At 36.1% G+C, this 17,006-nt stretch carries 17 protein-coding genes and 1 riboswitch; of the genes, 16 read left to right on the top strand and 1 reads right to left on the bottom strand.

The window, feature by feature from the left end; genetic code table 11:
* Positions 1-63 precede the first annotated feature (63 nt).
* Positions 64-711 carry a PAQR family membrane homeostasis protein TrhA gene (trhA, locus tag HP569_RS03240; RefSeq protein ID WP_182199872.1) on the bottom strand — a complete coding sequence of 216 codons (648 nt, stop codon included), beginning with the start codon at positions 709-711 and terminating at the stop codon, positions 64-66.
* A gap of 43 nt (positions 712-754) precedes the next feature.
* On the opposite strand from trhA, the gene HP569_RS03235 reads away from it, so the two are divergent.
* From HP569_RS03235 to nagB, 16 genes are all read left to right on the top strand, one after another.
* Positions 755-1,063 (top strand): hypothetical protein, encoded by a 309-nt coding sequence (locus HP569_RS03235; RefSeq protein ID WP_182199713.1) that lies wholly within the window; start codon positions 755-757, stop codon positions 1,061-1,063.
* 48 nt (positions 1,064-1,111) lie between these two features.
* On the top strand, positions 1,112-1,456 hold the full coding sequence (locus HP569_RS03230; RefSeq protein ID WP_182199712.1) for an ArsR/SmtB family transcription factor: 345 nt from the start codon (positions 1,112-1,114) through the stop codon (positions 1,454-1,456).
* Positions 1,457-1,475: 19 nt separating this feature from the next.
* Positions 1,476-2,774 (top strand): arsenic transporter, encoded by a 1,299-nt coding sequence (locus HP569_RS03225; RefSeq protein WP_182199711.1) that lies wholly within the window; start codon positions 1,476-1,478, stop codon positions 2,772-2,774.
* A 13-nt stretch (positions 2,775-2,787) separates the two neighbouring features.
* A complete protein-coding gene (arsC, locus tag HP569_RS03220; RefSeq protein WP_182199710.1) occupies positions 2,788-3,207 on the top strand; it encodes an arsenate reductase (thioredoxin) in 420 nt (139 codons plus the stop codon).
* A 203-nt stretch (positions 3,208-3,410) separates the two neighbouring features.
* Positions 3,411-4,271 carry an ROK family protein gene (locus HP569_RS03215; protein ID WP_182199709.1) on the top strand — a complete coding sequence of 287 codons (861 nt, stop codon included), beginning with the start codon at positions 3,411-3,413 and terminating at the stop codon, positions 4,269-4,271.
* Positions 4,272-4,327: 56 nt separating this feature from the next.
* Positions 4,328-4,531 carry a hypothetical protein gene (locus HP569_RS03210; RefSeq protein WP_182199708.1) on the top strand — a complete coding sequence of 68 codons (204 nt, stop codon included), beginning with the start codon at positions 4,328-4,330 and terminating at the stop codon, positions 4,529-4,531.
* Between the two features lie 116 nt (positions 4,532-4,647).
* Positions 4,648-4,765, top strand: a riboswitch (SAM riboswitch).
* Positions 4,766-4,838: 73 nt separating this feature from the next.
* Positions 4,839-5,936, top strand: a complete 1,098-nt coding sequence (locus tag HP569_RS03205) for a methionine biosynthesis PLP-dependent protein (RefSeq protein ID WP_182199707.1) — start codon at positions 4,839-4,841, stop codon at positions 5,934-5,936.
* 157 nt (positions 5,937-6,093) lie between these two features.
* On the top strand, positions 6,094-7,401 hold the full coding sequence (locus tag HP569_RS03200; protein ID WP_182199706.1) for a hemolysin family protein: 1,308 nt from the start codon (positions 6,094-6,096) through the stop codon (positions 7,399-7,401).
* Positions 7,402-8,092: 691 nt separating this feature from the next.
* Positions 8,093-8,953, top strand: a complete 861-nt coding sequence (locus tag HP569_RS03195) for an aldose epimerase family protein (protein WP_182199705.1) — start codon at positions 8,093-8,095, stop codon at positions 8,951-8,953.
* A 103-nt stretch (positions 8,954-9,056) separates the two neighbouring features.
* Entirely contained in the window at positions 9,057-10,499 is a 1,443-nt protein-coding gene (locus tag HP569_RS03190) for a DEAD/DEAH box helicase (protein WP_182199704.1), read from the top strand.
* A 57-nt stretch (positions 10,500-10,556) separates the two neighbouring features.
* Positions 10,557-11,540 carry a Gfo/Idh/MocA family protein gene (locus tag HP569_RS03185; RefSeq protein WP_182199703.1) on the top strand — a complete coding sequence of 328 codons (984 nt, stop codon included), beginning with the start codon at positions 10,557-10,559 and terminating at the stop codon, positions 11,538-11,540.
* 185 nt (positions 11,541-11,725) lie between these two features.
* Positions 11,726-13,420: an FAD-dependent oxidoreductase gene (locus HP569_RS03180; RefSeq protein WP_182199702.1), complete on the top strand. Its 1,695-nt coding sequence runs from the start codon at positions 11,726-11,728 to the stop codon at positions 13,418-13,420.
* Positions 13,421-13,642: 222 nt separating this feature from the next.
* Positions 13,643-14,560 carry a heme o synthase gene (gene cyoE, locus HP569_RS03175; RefSeq protein ID WP_246366904.1) on the top strand — a complete coding sequence of 306 codons (918 nt, stop codon included), beginning with the start codon at positions 13,643-13,645 and terminating at the stop codon, positions 14,558-14,560.
* A 115-nt stretch (positions 14,561-14,675) separates the two neighbouring features.
* Complete coding sequence (locus HP569_RS03170) at positions 14,676-14,942, top strand: AbrB/MazE/SpoVT family DNA-binding domain-containing protein (RefSeq protein ID WP_182199701.1); 267 nt, start codon at positions 14,676-14,678, stop codon at positions 14,940-14,942.
* A gap of 141 nt (positions 14,943-15,083) precedes the next feature.
* A complete protein-coding gene (nagA, locus tag HP569_RS03165) occupies positions 15,084-16,256 on the top strand; it encodes an N-acetylglucosamine-6-phosphate deacetylase (protein ID WP_182199700.1) in 1,173 nt (390 codons plus the stop codon).
* A 10-nt stretch (positions 16,257-16,266) separates the two neighbouring features.
* A complete protein-coding gene (nagB, locus tag HP569_RS03160; protein WP_182199699.1) occupies positions 16,267-16,998 on the top strand; it encodes a glucosamine-6-phosphate deaminase in 732 nt (243 codons plus the stop codon).
* The last annotated feature ends 8 nt before the right edge of the window (positions 16,999-17,006 follow it).

Below are 17,006 nucleotides of genomic sequence, written 5' to 3'. Positions count from 1 at the left end.
AGTGTGACTTAGAAATCATACACTAGAGGGCAAATGTAAACTCTAATTAGAAGTGGAGTTTTTTTATTCAATCGGTAGCACGTACATGATGACACAGAAAAAATGTAGAATTGTTCCTGCAAGTACGAATAAATGCCATAGTGCGTGATGAAATTTAAACCAACGCCATATATAAAAAATCGCACCGACAGTGTACAAAATTCCTCCCGTTACAAGTAAAGCAATACCTGTATCAGGAAGCCTTTCCGATAGTGATCCCCAAGTGAAAATAATAAGCCAGCCCATGACGATATAAAGAAGGGTAGATACAAACACGAATCTTTTGACAAAAAAAATCTTGAAGATCGTGCCACCAATTGCTATTCCCCATACAATACCAAACAGTGTCCATCCCGCTGCTCCTTGTACTACGACAAAAAGAAATGGTGTATATGTCCCAGCGATAAAAAAGTATATCGATGAATGATCTAAAATTTCGAATACATTTTTCGCTTTCCCCTCAGGTAAGCTATGTAGTAGTGTTGATGAAGTGTACAGCAACACCATTGTTGTTCCAAATAATGTGAAGCTGACAATGTGCCAGGCATTTCCATATAAAGAAGAGTAAACAATTAACAATACTAACGCAGTAACACTGATTAATATTCCAATTCCATGTGTAATAGAATTTGCAATTTCCTCACCTTTTGAAAAGCGGTGTGTTTCAGACATATCGAATATTCCTTTCATAATTAATCTCTGTTACATATTATGAATGGTAAAATGGATAATAGCAATATTTTTACTTATTGTTAACAATAAGCGATCCTCTTCGGTTTATGAAGAGGATCGGCGCTCAATCAAAAATATCGGCGCTCAATCAAAAATATCGGCGCTCAATCAAAAATATCGGCGCTCAATCAAAAATATCGGCGCTCAATCAAAAATATCGGCGCTCAATCAAAAATATCGGCGCTCAATCAAAAATATCGGCGCTCAATCAAAAATATCGGCGCTCAATCAAAAATATCGGCGCTCAATCAAAAATATCGGCGCTCACACAAAAATATCATTGAATATATAAGTATATTATTATATGATAATATGTGTGCGATAAAGGGAGGGGTATTTTTTGAATCAGCAGCAATTATCGATCGAACAAGCAACAGTAATACTAAAATTATTAGCGGATAAAACAAGGCTAACCATTGTGAAGTTATTGCAGGAACAGGATTGTTGTGTATGTGAATTCGTTGAAATTTTTCAGGTAAGTCAACCTTCAATTAGTCAGCATTTACGAAAACTAAGGGATGCCGACATTGTAAAAGAGGATAGACGTGGCCAGTGGATTTTTTACTCCATTAATACTGAGAACAGCACCTTTTCTTTTATTGAACAAGTATTATCTCAAATTCCGAGTCAAAAGGAAAAATTAATCGAATTAGAACGAAGCGGCAAGCGAATTACTTGTTGTTAGTAGTAGGAGGATTAGTATTTTGTCTTTATCAGTTATTTTAGCAATTTTAATATTTATTCTTACACTCGTATTTGTGATCTGGCAACCAAAAGGATTATCAATCGGTTATTCTGCATGTGGTGGTGCAATCCTAGCATTGATTTTCGGAGTAGTTGACTTTGGTGATGTAATTGAAGTGACACAAATTGTCTGGAATGCAACCTTAGCTTTTGTTGCTATTATTATTATTTCACTTATTCTGGATGAGATTGGATTTTTTGAATGGGCTTCTTTACATATGGCAAAAACTGCAAATGGTAATGGGGTCAAAATGTTTGTTTATGTTAGTATTCTGGGGGCGATCGTTGCGGCCTTCTTCGCGAATGATGGGGCGGCATTAATTTTAACACCGATTGTCTTGGCGATGGTACGAAACTTAAACTTCAGTGAAAAAATTATTTTCCCATTTATTATAGCTAGTGGTTTTATTGCAGATACGACCTCTTTGCCATTAGTTGTGAGTAACTTAGTTAACATTGTTTCAGCAGATTTTTTTAACATTGGATTTATAGAATACGCATCTCGCATGTTTATTCCTAATTTATTTTCTTTAGTAGCTACAATTACGGTATTATATATATATTTTAGAAAAAGCATTCCGAAAACGTTTGATTTAGCACATTTAAAAGAACCAAAGGATGTTATTAAGGATCATAAATTATTTAGATTATCTTGGTATGTATTAACTATTTTATTAATTGGTTATTTTGTAAGTGAGTTTATAGCTGTACCAATTTCCTTGATTGCTGGCACGATTGCGATTGTATTCTTATTAATGGCGAGAAGAAGTAAAGCGGTGCGTACGTCCACAGTAATAAAAGGTGCGCCATGGGATATTGTGTTTTTCTCAGTCGGCATGTATGTTGTCGTTTATGGGTTGAGAAACGCAGGACTAACAGATTTATTAGCACAGTTCATTCAGCAAAGTGCAGAGCAAGGACTGTTTGTTGCGACGATTGCGATGGGATTTGTTGCGGCATTTCTATCATCTGTGATGAACAATATGCCAACAGTAATGATTGATGCGTTAGCCATTGCAGAAACAAGTACGACTGGTGTCATTCGTGAAGCATTAATTTATGCGAATGTGATTGGTTCTGACTTAGGTCCGAAAATCACACCGATCGGTTCATTAGCTACCTTATTATGGCTACACGTATTAAACCAAAAAGGAATAAAAATTTCATGGGGAACTTATTTTAAAACAGGGATTGTCTTAACGATACCAATCCTATTGATCACATTGATCGGTTTATTCTTAACATTATTATTACTATAAAGGGGTTTAAATCATGACGAAAAATACAATTTATTTTCTATGTACAGGTAATTCATGTCGAAGCCAAATGGCAGAAGGATTTGCGAAAAAATATCTCGGAAATGAATGGGAGGTCCGTAGTGCAGGAATTGAAGCGCACGGATTAAATCCAAATGCCGTTAAAGCGATGAAAGAAATCGACATAGATATTTCCAATCAACAATCAGAGATCATTGACAATGATTTTTTAAATCAAGCTACATTAGCAGTGACTTTATGTGGAGATGCTGCAGACAAATGTCCGGTTACTCCTCTACAAGTAAAAAGAGAGCATTGGGGCTTTGATGATCCTGCAAAAGCGGAAGGAACAGAAGAAGAGAAGTGGCAGGTTTTCCAACGGGTTCGTGATGAAATTGGAGAAAGAATCAAATGTTTCGCGGAAACTGGTAAGTAATCAAAAACAATTTTTCTAAAGCGATGCAATAAGCGGATCATAACGGCTGCAATATTATCTAGAATATTGCTCTAGTAAGCCTTTTTTGAAAAAATTCCCTTTCACACACAATTGGTCTGAAAAGGGTTTCAAATTTTGAAGAAAAAATGGTAAAGTAAGAGAGAAACTATCATTTTAAAGAGGCAACCGAGGAGGAATTCGTCATGTATTATGGAGGTATTGAAGCTGGAGGTACAAAATTTGTTTGTGCTGTAAGTAATGAGAAGTTTGAAATGATTGAACGTGTTAGCATACCGACTACTGTTCCAGAAGAAACATTAAAAAAAGTATTTGAGTTTTTTGACCAATATGAATTAAGTGCAATAGGGATAGGATCATTTGGACCGATAGACGTTAATCTTGATTCACCTACATATGGCTATGTCACTTCCACACCGAAAAAAGGGTGGAATAATTATAATTTTGTTGGGGCAATTAAGGAAAAGTACAACATTCCGGTTGCATGGACAACAGATGTAAATGCAGCCGCGTATGGTGAATATCGATTAGGAAGTGCACAACAAGCGAAGTCCTGTATCTATCTAACAGTTGGCACAGGTATTGGTGGTGGTGCAGTTATACATGGAGACGTTATGGAAGGATTCGGACACCCAGAAATGGGGCATATTTCGGTAAGAATGAATGAGGATGACAACTTTGAAGGTGTCTGCCCATATCATGGTGATTGCTTAGAAGGTGTTGCAGCGGGTCCAGCTATTGAAAAACGTTTAAATCAAAAAGGAAAAGATGTTGCTAAAGACGATCCGTATTGGGATATAGAAGCTTATTACATTGCGCAAGCTTTAGTGAATTATACAATGATCTTACGCCCTGAAAAGATTATTTTAGGTGGCGGTGTGATGAAGCAAGCGCATTTATTCCCAATGATTCGTGCACACTTCACCACATTACTAAATGATTATCTTACTGTACCTGACTTAGAAAGCTACATTGTTCCACCAGGCCTTGTTGACGATGCAGGAATAACAGGAAGCCTACTACTAGCCGCCGAAAAAGCCATTTAAAATGGGACATTGGGGTCAGTCCCCTTTGTCCCACTCTCAATAAGGGAGGTCGCTGAATGAAGTTTGGAATGAGAAAGCCAAGTTTGAAAAAGAGGATCTCTGCTAGAACGAGTCTAAAGCGGCAAGTTGTTCATCGAGCCGGTGTTAAAATGCCTAAAGGTTATGGCTGGGTTCGAAACCCGAAGAAAGCTGCGTATAATAAAGTATATAATAAAACTAGCTTTGATATATTTAAGCTAATAAAAAAGCTGTTTCGCTAGTTTGTCTAATATTGTAAATGGAAAAGATTAATAAGCTATTGCGCATTTTGAACAAATGTATTAGACTATTAATCAATCACTCGAAACAAAAAATTCTGAAAATTACATACTTTAATTTCTTATCCAGAGAGACGGAGGGATTGGCCCGAAGATGTCTCAGCAACCAGCCTATTTACGAAAAGGCACGGTGCTAACTCCAAATAAACACACATAACCGTGTTTAGAAGATAAGAGGAATGACTTTTACCGATAAAGGCCTTCTTCTTAGAAGGTCTTTTTTATTTTTATGAAAGGAGGAGAAAAAGCAATGAATTATCATTTAAACACGAGGCTCGCACAGTTAGGCAATCATAGTGATCCAAAAACAGGTGCGGTTAACCCACCTATTTATATGTCTACCGCCTATCAACACACAGAATTAGGGAAAACTACTGGTTATGATTATTCAAGAACTAAGAACCCAACACGTGCCATTTTGGAACAAGGCATTGCAGAACTTGAGCGAGGGGACCGGGGATTTGCGTGTAGCTCAGGAATGGCTGCGATCCAGCTTGTTCTCTCTTTGTTTTCAAGTGGTGATGAAATTATTGCACCCGAAGATGTTTACGGAGGAACGTATCGCTTATTCAAGCACTATAAGCAAGCCTATGCGATTCAAACTAATTACTGTAGTTTTCAAAGTGTGGAAGAGGTCGAACGATGTATTACACCACATACGAAAGCAATTTTTATTGAAACACCAACCAATCCGTTAATGCAAGAGATAGAGATTGCAGCGTATGTGGCGTTGGCAAACAAACATCACTTGCTATTTATTGTCGACAGTACATTTTTAACGCCAGTATTACAACAACCACTTACCCAGGGAGCAGACATTGTTATTCATAGTGCTACGAAATATATCGGAGGACATAATGATGTGTTAGCTGGCTTAGTCGTTACAAAAGGCGAACAACTAAGTGAAAAAATCGCTACTTTTCACAATGCTTCTGGAGCGGTCCTATCATCGATGGATTCTTGGTTGTTAATGCGGGGATTAAAGACATTATCTTTAAGAGTGATACAGCAACAGAAAAATGCACAACAAATAGTAGATTATTTGAAAAAAGATCCTCATATTGAACAAGTCCTTTATCCGGGAAAAGGAGGTATGCTATCTTTTCGATTAAAACAAAGTAAATGGGTGGCGCCATTTTTGAAAAACCTTCAATTAATCACTTTTGCAGAAAGTTTAGGTGGGGTCGAGAGCTTTATTACTTATCCAACAACACAAACGCATGCAGATATACCAGAGAATGAGCGTATTTCCCGGGGAATAGATGACAGATTATTACGTTTTTCGGTAGGGATTGAGGAAGCGGACGATTTAATCAATGATTTAACACAGTGTTTCAATCAATTATAAAAATGGCTAGCGAAACGATTAGTATAGTCGTTTCGTTTTTTTGTCTAATAAAAATCAGCTTAATTTTGCTTAAAAAATTTGTGTATGAATGATTAAAACAGTATGATAATAGGGTATAGACTTCATATAAAATAATAACAAACAGGAGCTGTTCTGTGTGACAATTTCTATTTTAATTCTGATTGTGTTGATTTTAACTAACGCATTTTTTGCGGCATCAGAAATTGCATTAGTATCGTTAAATGATAATAAAGTGAAACGAGAGGCCGAGCGTGGAGATAAAAAGGCGATCATGCTTGATAAATTACTAAAGGAGCCAGGGCGTTTCTTGGCAACCATTCAAATTGGGATTACATTAGCAGGTTTCTTAGCAAGTGCATTCGCTGCCGATACCTTTGCTAAACCTTTAGCTGAATCCTTATATGAAATGGGTGTTCCGATTTCTTTAGGTATTTTAAATACAATGGCAGTGATTTTAATTACAATTTTGTTATCATACTTTACCTTGGTGGTGGGGGAGCTTGTGCCGAAGCAATTGGCGCTTCAAAAAGCAGAAACGATTGCTAACATTGCGGTAAAACCATTGACAATTTTGTTTAAAATTAGTTTGCCGGTCGTATCTTTTTTAAACTTATCTACTAATACATTGGTGCGTTTATTTGGTGTTGACCCACATGCAGAGAATGAAGAAGCCACTGAGGAAGAAATTCGTATGATGGTTGATATCGGTGGGGAAAAAGGAACGATTCATACCGATGAGAAATTAATGATTAACAATATTTTTGAATTCAACGATAAAGAAGTGTCTGATATTATGACACACCGTACAGATATGTGCGCGATTGAGATAAATACTCCATTGTCTGAAGTTGTCAAAGTAGTTAACGAGAAAAGATATACACGATTTCCAGTTTATGATGGAAATGTAGATCACATTGTTGGTATTTTGCATACAAAGGATCTTATTCCGTTTATTCAAAAAGAAAATAAATCATTTGTGCTGGGCGATCATTTAAGAAAACCGTATTTTGTGATGGAAACACAGCGTATTGATGCTATTTTTAAAGATATGCAAAAAAATAACGTGCACATTGCTATTATTGTTGATGAATACGGTGGAACGGATGGGTTAATTACGATTGAGGACCTTATTGAAGAGATCGTTGGCGAGATTTCAAGTGAACACGGAGAATTTGAAGAGGAATACAATGAAATAATTAAGATTTCACCATATGAATATCGGATTGAGGGTAATACGCATTTGTATGACATTGAGTATCAGCTCAGTTTAGACTTGCCGGTTGATGACTATGAAACATTGAACGGTTTTTTAGTCGGTAAAATCGGCTACATTCCCAATCCAGAAGAAAAGTCAACAGTCGTTTATAAAAATGTGACATTTAAAGTAGAAGAAGTGTCAGATAAGCGAATAGAGAAAGTTTATGTAACAATTGGCGAGAAATAACTTTTATATGAATTTTTCTCACCTGAATCAAAATGCCGTTTTGTGCTTTCAGGTCCTGTCCCTGTTTAATTCTAATTCCAAAAAAGGTAATGCAAAACTTTTCCGAAAATCCTTTTGACCCTAAAATTGTAAAGAGATTACAATGTATATATGAAGGAAATGTTAACTAAAGGGGCGAGGTTCTTGAAAAAGAAAATGTCAAGAATCTTCAGCTTTATTGAGTTTAGTTCGTTTATTTTATGCGTTTTTTTTCTAATCAAAGCAATGCGGATATTAGAATTGCATATGTCGGGAAAGATTGGTTTCGATCTGTACTCTGAAAAAAACGAATTCTACTCCTATGCGATAATCGCTTCTTTCCTCCTCTATACGGTAACTTTTATTGTGAAAATTATGCATATGCATAAAATGAGGAAGGATGAAAAATTAAATAAATGAATGATAATTTGGCGTGGCTGATAAGCTATTCGTGTATGAAGCAAAAGCATAAGAGGTATACGGATTATACGTCTTATCTCGTATGGTTTAATAGAAATGCGCTACCAATCTTATTACTGTAAATATTAAAAAAATTTAAATAATGTAACATTTTTCATAGGATTGTTACAAATTTTCTTGTATAATGTAAATTGTATTGTTTTTTATAGAGAGAAATATTCAATCATTATAATTAGTGAGGGGCTATCTATTTATGTACAAAGTTGAAACATATGAAGAGCAGTCGTTTGTAATGTATCATTTAAGTAATGAAGATGATTCATCTTGGATCAAAGTTTGCCCGGAGCGTGGCGGTATTATTATCGGTTACGGTGTAAACGGAAAAGAATATTTGTATTTGAATGAAGAAACACTCTATGATCGTAAGCAGAATATTCGTGGCGGTATTCCAATCTTATTCCCGATTTCTGGACAGTTACAGAACAAGCAATATGAGTGGGATGGTAAAACATATGACATGGCCAATCATGGTCTTGCGCGTATTCATCCTTGGGAAGTAATTGATACTTCAGTTGATGAGGAAAAAGCATCTATTTCCATTTTGTTCGAGAGCAGCATTGGGACAAAAGGAACGTTCCCATTTGATTTTGAAGTTGTATTTACATATACATTAAAGCAAAATCAAATGTTTATTCATCAATCTTATCGAAATAAAGACACGAAGCAAATGCCAGTTTATCCAGGTTTGCATCCGTATTTTAAAGCCGATTCCAAAGTAGTTTCGCTAAAGACAGATGCTACGACATATTTTGATTATAATGATAACAAAGAAAAACCTTTTGATGGTAAAGTCGACATGGAAGGTTTGAAGGAAGCAATTGTCTTAGAAACAGATCACGAGAAATTAGAAACTCAATATGATGGCGATGTTGATTTACTCATAGAAAGTGCGACAGATTTCCGCTATACCGTGATTTGGACAGAAGCAGGAAAAGATTTTGTTTGTATCGAACCATGGACAGCGAAAAATATGGAAATGGAACGCAAAGAAGAATTAATTTTGATAGAACCAAAAGACTCACTAGAAACATGGGTCAGCTTTCAAATCGTATAAAACAAAATGGGACAAGTGTTAAGAAACACTGTCCCATTTTTTAAAATAGAAAATGGGACATTGGGGTCAGACCCTTTTGTCCCACTAGAACAGGGGTGAGGCGATGAAGCAATCTTTTAAGGAATTTCAATTGGATTCATCTATTTTACAAGCGTTAGAAAGATTAGAATATGTTTCACCAACGGATGTTCAACAAGAAGTGATTCCGGTCTTTTTAGAAAACAAGGATTTAATTGTTCAATCCAAAACTGGTAGCGGGAAAACGGCTGCATTTGCTATTCCTCTCTGTAACAAAATCGATTGGTTGGAAAATAAAGCCCAAGCGCTTGTGTTAACGCCAACGCGTGAACTAGCACAACAAATTAAACAAGATATTATAAACATCGGAAGGTTCAAACGTGTAAGTGCAACAACTGTTGTTGGCAAGCAATCTTATGAAAAACAGAAACTAGCTTTGAAACAAAAGAATCATGTCGTTGTCGGTACACCAGGAAGGGTGCTCGATCATCTAGAAAAAGGTACATTACCAATTGATGAGATAAGATATGTAGTGATTGATGAAGCGGATGAGCTTTTTAATATGGGATTCATTGATCAAGTAGAAGCAATTATTGAAAAACTACCAGCTAATCGCATTACTACGCTGTTTTCAGCGACATTTCCAGAAGAAGTGGAGTCCCTTTGTAGATCATATATGGATGCTCCAGTTACAATCAAATTAGATAAAGTAAGCCAGACCAAAAATCCAATTACTCATAAAGCGATGTACGTAGCGGATGATAACAAGCTAGACTTACTTCAGTCCATTTTGATCACTGAAAATCCAGATCGTTGTATCGTTTTCTGCCGTACGCAGCAAAAAGTCGACACACTGGTAAATCAACTAAAGGCGTGGCATTATCCAGCTGAAAAAATTCATGGTGGAATGAAGCAAGAGGATCGTTTTCAAGTGATGGATGCATTTAAATCTGGATCATTCCGTTATCTTATAGCAACAGATGTCGCTGCCAGGGGGATTGATGTAGCGAATATACCGCTTATTATTAACTATGATATCCCTCTAGAAAAAGAAAGTTACCTGCATCGAATTGGTCGTACTGGTCGAGCCGGTAAGACAGGGAATGCTATTACTTTTGTGACCGATACCGAGCGATATTACTTAGAAATGATTGAGAACTATATAGGAGAAGAGCTAAAACAAGCAACGCTCCCTTCTGATGAGCAGGTAGAAAAGCATAAACCTGCTTTCAATAAAAAAATAAATCAAAAATCACAGCCGAATAATCGAATTCAGAAAAACCTTGACCAAGATATTATGAAGTTATATTTTAACGGTGGGAAAAAGAAAAAAATTCGAGCGTTAGACTTTGTTGGGACAATAACAAGTATTGAAGGAATTTCAGCAGACGATATCGGTATTATTACAGTGGAGCACAACCAGTCCTATGTAGAAATCTTGAACGGAAAAGGAAAACACGTCCTACAAGAAATGAAACATAAAACAATAAAAGGAAAACAACTAAAAGTACACCAAGCAAAAAAATAAAGCGGTTGGGACATTGGGGTCAGACCCCTTTGTCCCATTTTAAAAGGGGAGCTTATCATGGTATCTGAAAAATTAAAATGGGGTATTTTAGCAACAGGTGATATTGCAGCAGTTTTTGCCAGTGATTTAACTTATGCACAGAATGGAGAGTGTTATGCAGTTGGTTCGAGAAACTTGGCATCTGCAACCGAATTTGCAAACAAATATGGTGCTACTAAAGCATACGGATCATACGAGGAATTAGTAGCTGATCCAGATGTGGACGTTATCTATGTTGCAACACCACATCCATATCACAAAACATGTGTACTTACATCCCTACGTGCTGGTAAAGCTGTATTATGCGAAAAACCGTTCACAGTTAATGCAAATGAGCTAGAAGAGTTAATTACGTATGCTAGAGAAAAGAAGTTGTTTTTAATGGAAGCAATGTGGACGAGATTCTTGCCTGCAATTCGTCAAGTTCAAAAATGGATTGCATCAAATGAAATCGGTGACATTCGATTAGTAAGAGCCGATTTTGGCTTGAGAGCACCATGGTTACCAGAATCGCGCTTACTGAACCCAAAACTAGGTGGCGGTGCGCTTCTAGATACCGGAATTTATCCTGTTTCTTTTGCTTCAATGATTTTAGGGCCGAACCCGGAAAAGATAATGAGTACGGCACATATCGGTGAAACAGGTGTAGATGAACATTTTTCCATCTTACTAAGTTATCCGGACGGCAAAACAGCTAGTTTAAATGGTGCGATTCGCGTTGGTTTAAAGAATGAAGCAACGATACATGGAACCAAAGGCTACATTCAAATTCCGTCATTCCATAGTGCAAGAGAAGCTTCCTTACATGTCGGTGATACAATACAAACATTTAAGGATAATCGTGAAGCGTTAGGCCTTTGCTTTGAGGCGGAAGAAGTAGGTCGCCTATTACAAAATAATCAAATGGAAAGCGACATTATTTCATTAAATGAATCACTTCAAATAATGAAACTAATGGATCAAATTCGAACGCAATGGGGTTTGACCTATCCATTCGAATAGAAAACGGGACATTGGGGTCAGACCCCAATGTCCCATTTTCTTTAAAGATTATGACTTTTTTATGAACGTGTTCTATTTTTGTTGCAAAAATATACCCCCAATGGTATTATTAATTTGTGAAATAAATAACGATAAAGTTGTTAAAAATGAATAATGTATAGTTAATTATATTGGAGGTTTTATTAATGGGTAAAAGAGTATTAATCATTGGTGGCGTTGCTGGAGGAGCATCTGTTGCAGCAAGAGTGCGTCGTTTAGATGAGCAAGCAGAAATTATTATGTTTGAAAGAGGACCACACGTTTCTTTTTCAAATTGTGCTTTGCCATATCACTTAAGTGGAGAAATTGCAGATAGCAAGCGTCTTGTGTTGATGAATCCAGATAAGTTTGATGTACAATATCGTATCGAAGCAAGAACAAACAGTGAAGTAATTCAAATAAATCGCGCAGAAAAAACGGTAACAGTAAAAAATACACAAACAAACGAAACGTATGAAGAGGCGTATGACGAGTTAGTGCTGTCTCCTGGTGCAAGTCCAATCGTACCACCGATTGAAGGTGCAGATAACAAGCATGTATTTACTGTACGTAATGTAGTTGACATTGAAAAGTTAAACCAATATGTACAACAAAAAGAAATTGAAAACATTGCTGTTATTGGTGGTGGCTTCATCGGGATTGAAGTTGCAGAGAATTTAGCGTATGCAGGTAAAAACGTTTCTTTAGTAGAAGCACAAAATCAAGTCATGGCACCATTCGACTATGATATGGTGCAAATTTTGCACAAAGAAATGATGGATAAAGGTATCAATCTTGTGTTAAGCGATGGTATTACAAAAATTGAAGACCAACAAATTGAGCTACAATCAGGAAATAAAGTGGCTGCCGATGCAGTAGTTATGGCAATTGGTGTCCGTCCAGAAACAACACTAGCTAAACAAGCAGATCTAGAAATCGGTACAACTGGTGGTATTAAGGTCGATCATAATTACCGTACAACAGATAAAAATATTTATGCTGTCGGTGATGCTATTGAAGTTCATCACAAAATTACTGGTCAAAAAACTCGCCTTGCACTAGCTGGACCTGCGCAAAGACAAGCTCGTGCAGCAGCTGATCATATGTATGGTATCCCGCATCGTAATACTGGTGTCATTGGATCATCCGGAATTAAGATTTTTGATCTAAACGCCGCATCTACTGGTGTGAATGAAAAACAAGCGAAAGCAGCGGGAATCGATTATGATTATGTATATGTAATTCCTTCAGATAAAGTAGGAATTATGCCTGGAAGTAATGTAATGCATTTTAAACTATTGTTTGAAGTACCAACTGGAAAAATCCTTGGTGCACAAGCAATCGGAAAAGGAAATGTAGATAAGCGTATTGACGTAATCGCGACGATGATCATGATGAATGGTACGTTAGAAGATTTGAAAGAATTAGAATTAGTTTATTCACCTGTTTATGGAACAGCTAAAGATGTTGTGAACTTTGCTGCCTTAGTAGGATTAAATATTTTGAATGGTGATATTCAACAGGTCAAAGTATCAGATGTAAGAGAGCTTGTTGAAAATAATGCTTTCATTATTGATGCAAGAGAGAAAAACGAATATGAAGCAGGTCATTTAAAAACTTCAAAAAATATTCCATTAAGTGAATTCAGAAATCGATTGGATGAAATTCCTACTGATCAACCAGTTTACGTTCACTGTCGTTCTGGCCAACGTAGCTATAATGTAGTTGCTTCACTTAGAAACATGGGATATGACAATGTATTTAATATGTCAGGATCATATCTAGGCTTTTCTTTATATGAATACTTTAATGATCAAACACAAAATAGAGAGCCAATTGTAACAAAATATAATTTTAAATAATTAGCGTAGTAAGTACGGAAGAAGTAGTGTGAATAATGGTGTTTATGCTCCTAAGTTAGATTTTCTTAGTCTAACTCCATAGGTGGCGCATCATATTTACACTACTTTTTCATTAAAAAAATAATCGTACGAGTTTCAATTATAAATCAACAAATCTACTATACTCATTTTTTCTTCTAGAGCATGTTATAATAAACTTAATATGTATTGGAGGAAATGATTATGAAAGAAACTTCTATGCTATCTAAATATACAATGAAAACAAATAAAATGTCACTTGTACAAGATATCAAAGCTTTATTCAAAGGTCTTGTTCTCGTTTCTAATATATTACCAGTGCTAGCTGGAATTACTGCGGCTCTTTATCTAGGTCAACAGACGGTGGCTAATCCAGTGCTATCTACTATTCTCACTTTATTAGGAACGACACTTGTTATTGCTGGTGCGCTTGCATTTAATAATTGGTATGATGCCGATATTGATGCGATAATGAAGCGAACGATGCATCGTCCAACTGTTACAGGTCAATTTGCTTTATCTACTGTATTTAATATTGCTATGATTCTATCGATTGTTGGATTCGTTGTATTAAGTTTTACAACGCTTTTGACCGTTGTTTTTGCATTAATTGGTTGGGTTACCTATGCCTATTTGTATACGATATGGTCTAAAAGAAAATATACATGGAACACAATTATTGGAAGTGTATCTGGTGCAGTTACTCCGTTAATTGGCTGGTACGCGATTACAACAGAATTTTCACTTATTCCGGTTGCTATGGTTGTAATTCTATTCATCTGGCAAATGCCACATACGTATGTGATTGCGATAAAAAAACACGATGAATACAAGGCGGCGAATGTGAAGATGCTCCCTGTTACACACGGGATTGCCACAGCTAAACGGCGGACAACGTATTATTTAGCTAGCTTAATTCCTGCTTCATTGTTATTTTACCCACTTGGTCCTATTTTTACAGGCGTTGCAGTCGTTATGGCGAGCATCGGATTGGGTATCGCAATTAGAGGTTATCTAAAGCAAAAGGATGACTGGAATTGGGCGAATCGAATTTTTCTATTTTCCGTCAACTATATTATGTTCTTATTTATTGGTATTATTGTGACAACTTTTATAATCTAGTCAAAAAGTCTGGTATTTTTTCTCGTAAAGTAGTATTATTTCATTAAAGGGAATGAAAGACTATTGTATGATTTTTTTACAAAAAAAGAAAAAACTACGAGAGGAAAGGTGTCAAATGAAAAGTACTGGAATTGTAAGAAAAACGGATCATTTAGGTCGAATTGTCTTGCCTAAAGAATTAAGAACATCTTTAAATATTGATAACAAAGATCCATTAGAAATTTTCACAGACAATGAGCGTATTGTGTTGCGTAAGTACAATTCAAATAAAGCGTGTATAGTTACTGGAGAAGTCAGTGATCAAAATCAATCATTCTTTAATGGGAAAATTACATTAAGCCCTAAAGGAATTGAGTTATTACGACAGGAATTGCAATTATAATTATTATAAGCGAATGTATTTGTCTCATACAAATACATTCGTTTTTTATATGAAAACGTTTCGAACCAGTGGATTGGTCTAGACAACTTGAATTTTGTTTGCTAATCTAGCTATATGAAATAAAAAGTAAGGAGCGGTCGTATGTCCAAAGATAATGCGCTTTTAATTAAAAATGTACGAATAATTGCAGAATCAGCATGCAAAGAAAAAGGTATTATTAAAGTAGTGGATGGAAAAATTACTGCCATCTTAGACAAAATGCCTAAAGATGCGGAAAGTATTATTATTGATGGCGAAGGTTTAACTGCGATACCTGGCTTTATTGATTCACATATTCACGGGGCTAATGGGGCAGATGTAATGGATGCTACACCTGAAGCTTTAGATACAATGGCAAGAGCGTTACCGAAAGAAGGAACCACCAGCTTTCTTGCTACCACAATTACACAATCCGTTGAAAACATAGAAGAAGCATTAAAGAATGTAGGAACATATACGAATAAAGCAGGACAAGCAGAAATAGTAGGTGTGCATTTAGAGGGTCCGTTTATTTCTGACAAACGTGCTGGTGCACAGCCTAAAGAATACATTCAACAAGCAGAACTTGAGAAGTTTAATCGTTGGCAAAAACTAACTAACGATAAAATTAAAACAATCACGATGGCACCAGAAACCGATCCAGATGGTGAATTTATTAAAGCTTTGTCTGCAAAAGGAATTAATGTATCAGCAGGTCACACTGACGCTGGTATTAATGAGATGAAAAAAGCAATTGCTCAAGGAGTAAATCAAGTCACACATATAGCGAATGCGATGACGGGTATACACCATCGTGATATCGGTGCGGTTGGAGCAACTTTATTACTTGATAAAATTAAAGCAGAATTAATTGCTGATGGTATTCATGTCTCACCAGAAATGATTGAGTTAATTTATCAAAACATTGGTAGTGAACGATTGATGTTGATCACAGATGCGTTACGTGCAAAATGTTTACCACCAGGTGAATATGATCTAGGTGGTCAAATGGCGACAGTTAATCATGAAAAAGCAGTGCTAGCAGATGGAACGCTAGCGGGAAGTATTTTGCGAATGATTGATGCTGCGAAGAACATGACTGAGTTTACCGAGGCGGAAATACAAGATATTGTACAAATGACTGCAGTAAACCCTGCAAAACAATTGGATATATATGATCAAAAGGGAAGCATTAGTATTGGGAAAGATGCAGATATTGTACTTATAGACAATAATTGGAATGTGCACTATACTATCTGTAGAGGAAATATTGCATATTCAAGTGAAAAAGAATAGGAGAGATGAAATGGATTTTATCATTGTAGATAATTATGAAGAGATGAGTAAGAAAGCTTCTGACATTTTTGTTGAGAAAGTCAATCAGAAGCCTGATGCAGTATTAGGTTTAGCAACTGGTTCTACACCAGAAAGATTTTATGAATTGTTAATTGATGCGTATAAGCAAGGCGATGTATCATTTGAACATGCAATTAGCTTTAACTTAGATGAGTATGTAGGTATTTCACTAGACAACTCACAAAGTTACCATCACTACATGAATGAAAAACTATTCAATCATATTAATTTACCGGCAGCACAAGCAAACCTTCCTTTAGGAGAAACGGAAGATTTGCAAGTAGCTTGTGATAATTATGAAGCAAAAATTAAAGATGCGGGCGGCGTAGACCTTCAGCTTCTTGGTATTGGCTTAAATGGTCATATCGGATTTAACGAACCAGGTACTCCATTTGAACAAGAAACACACGTTGTAGATTTGGCACCTTCAACTCGTGAAGCAAATGCTCGTTTCTTTGACTCAATTGATGAAGTACCAACAAAAGCGATCACAATGGGAATTAAAACGATTATGCAAAGTGAGCAAATCGTATTACTTATTTCTGGTGAAAAGAAAGCTGATGCTTTATATCAATTAGCGGAAGGTCCTATTACGGAAGATTTCCCTGCTTCTATTCTAAGAGAACATCCAAACGTAATAATCATTGCTGATAAAGCAGCAGCATCAAAAATTAATAAATAAAAATCGCT

Source organism: Paraliobacillus salinarum, assembly GCF_014083865.1.
GTDB lineage: Bacteria > Bacillota > Bacilli > Bacillales > Amphibacillaceae > Paraliobacillus > Paraliobacillus salinarum.
The sequence above is the reverse complement of the archived record's forward strand: the minus strand, read 5'-3'. Positions and strand labels throughout refer to the sequence as shown.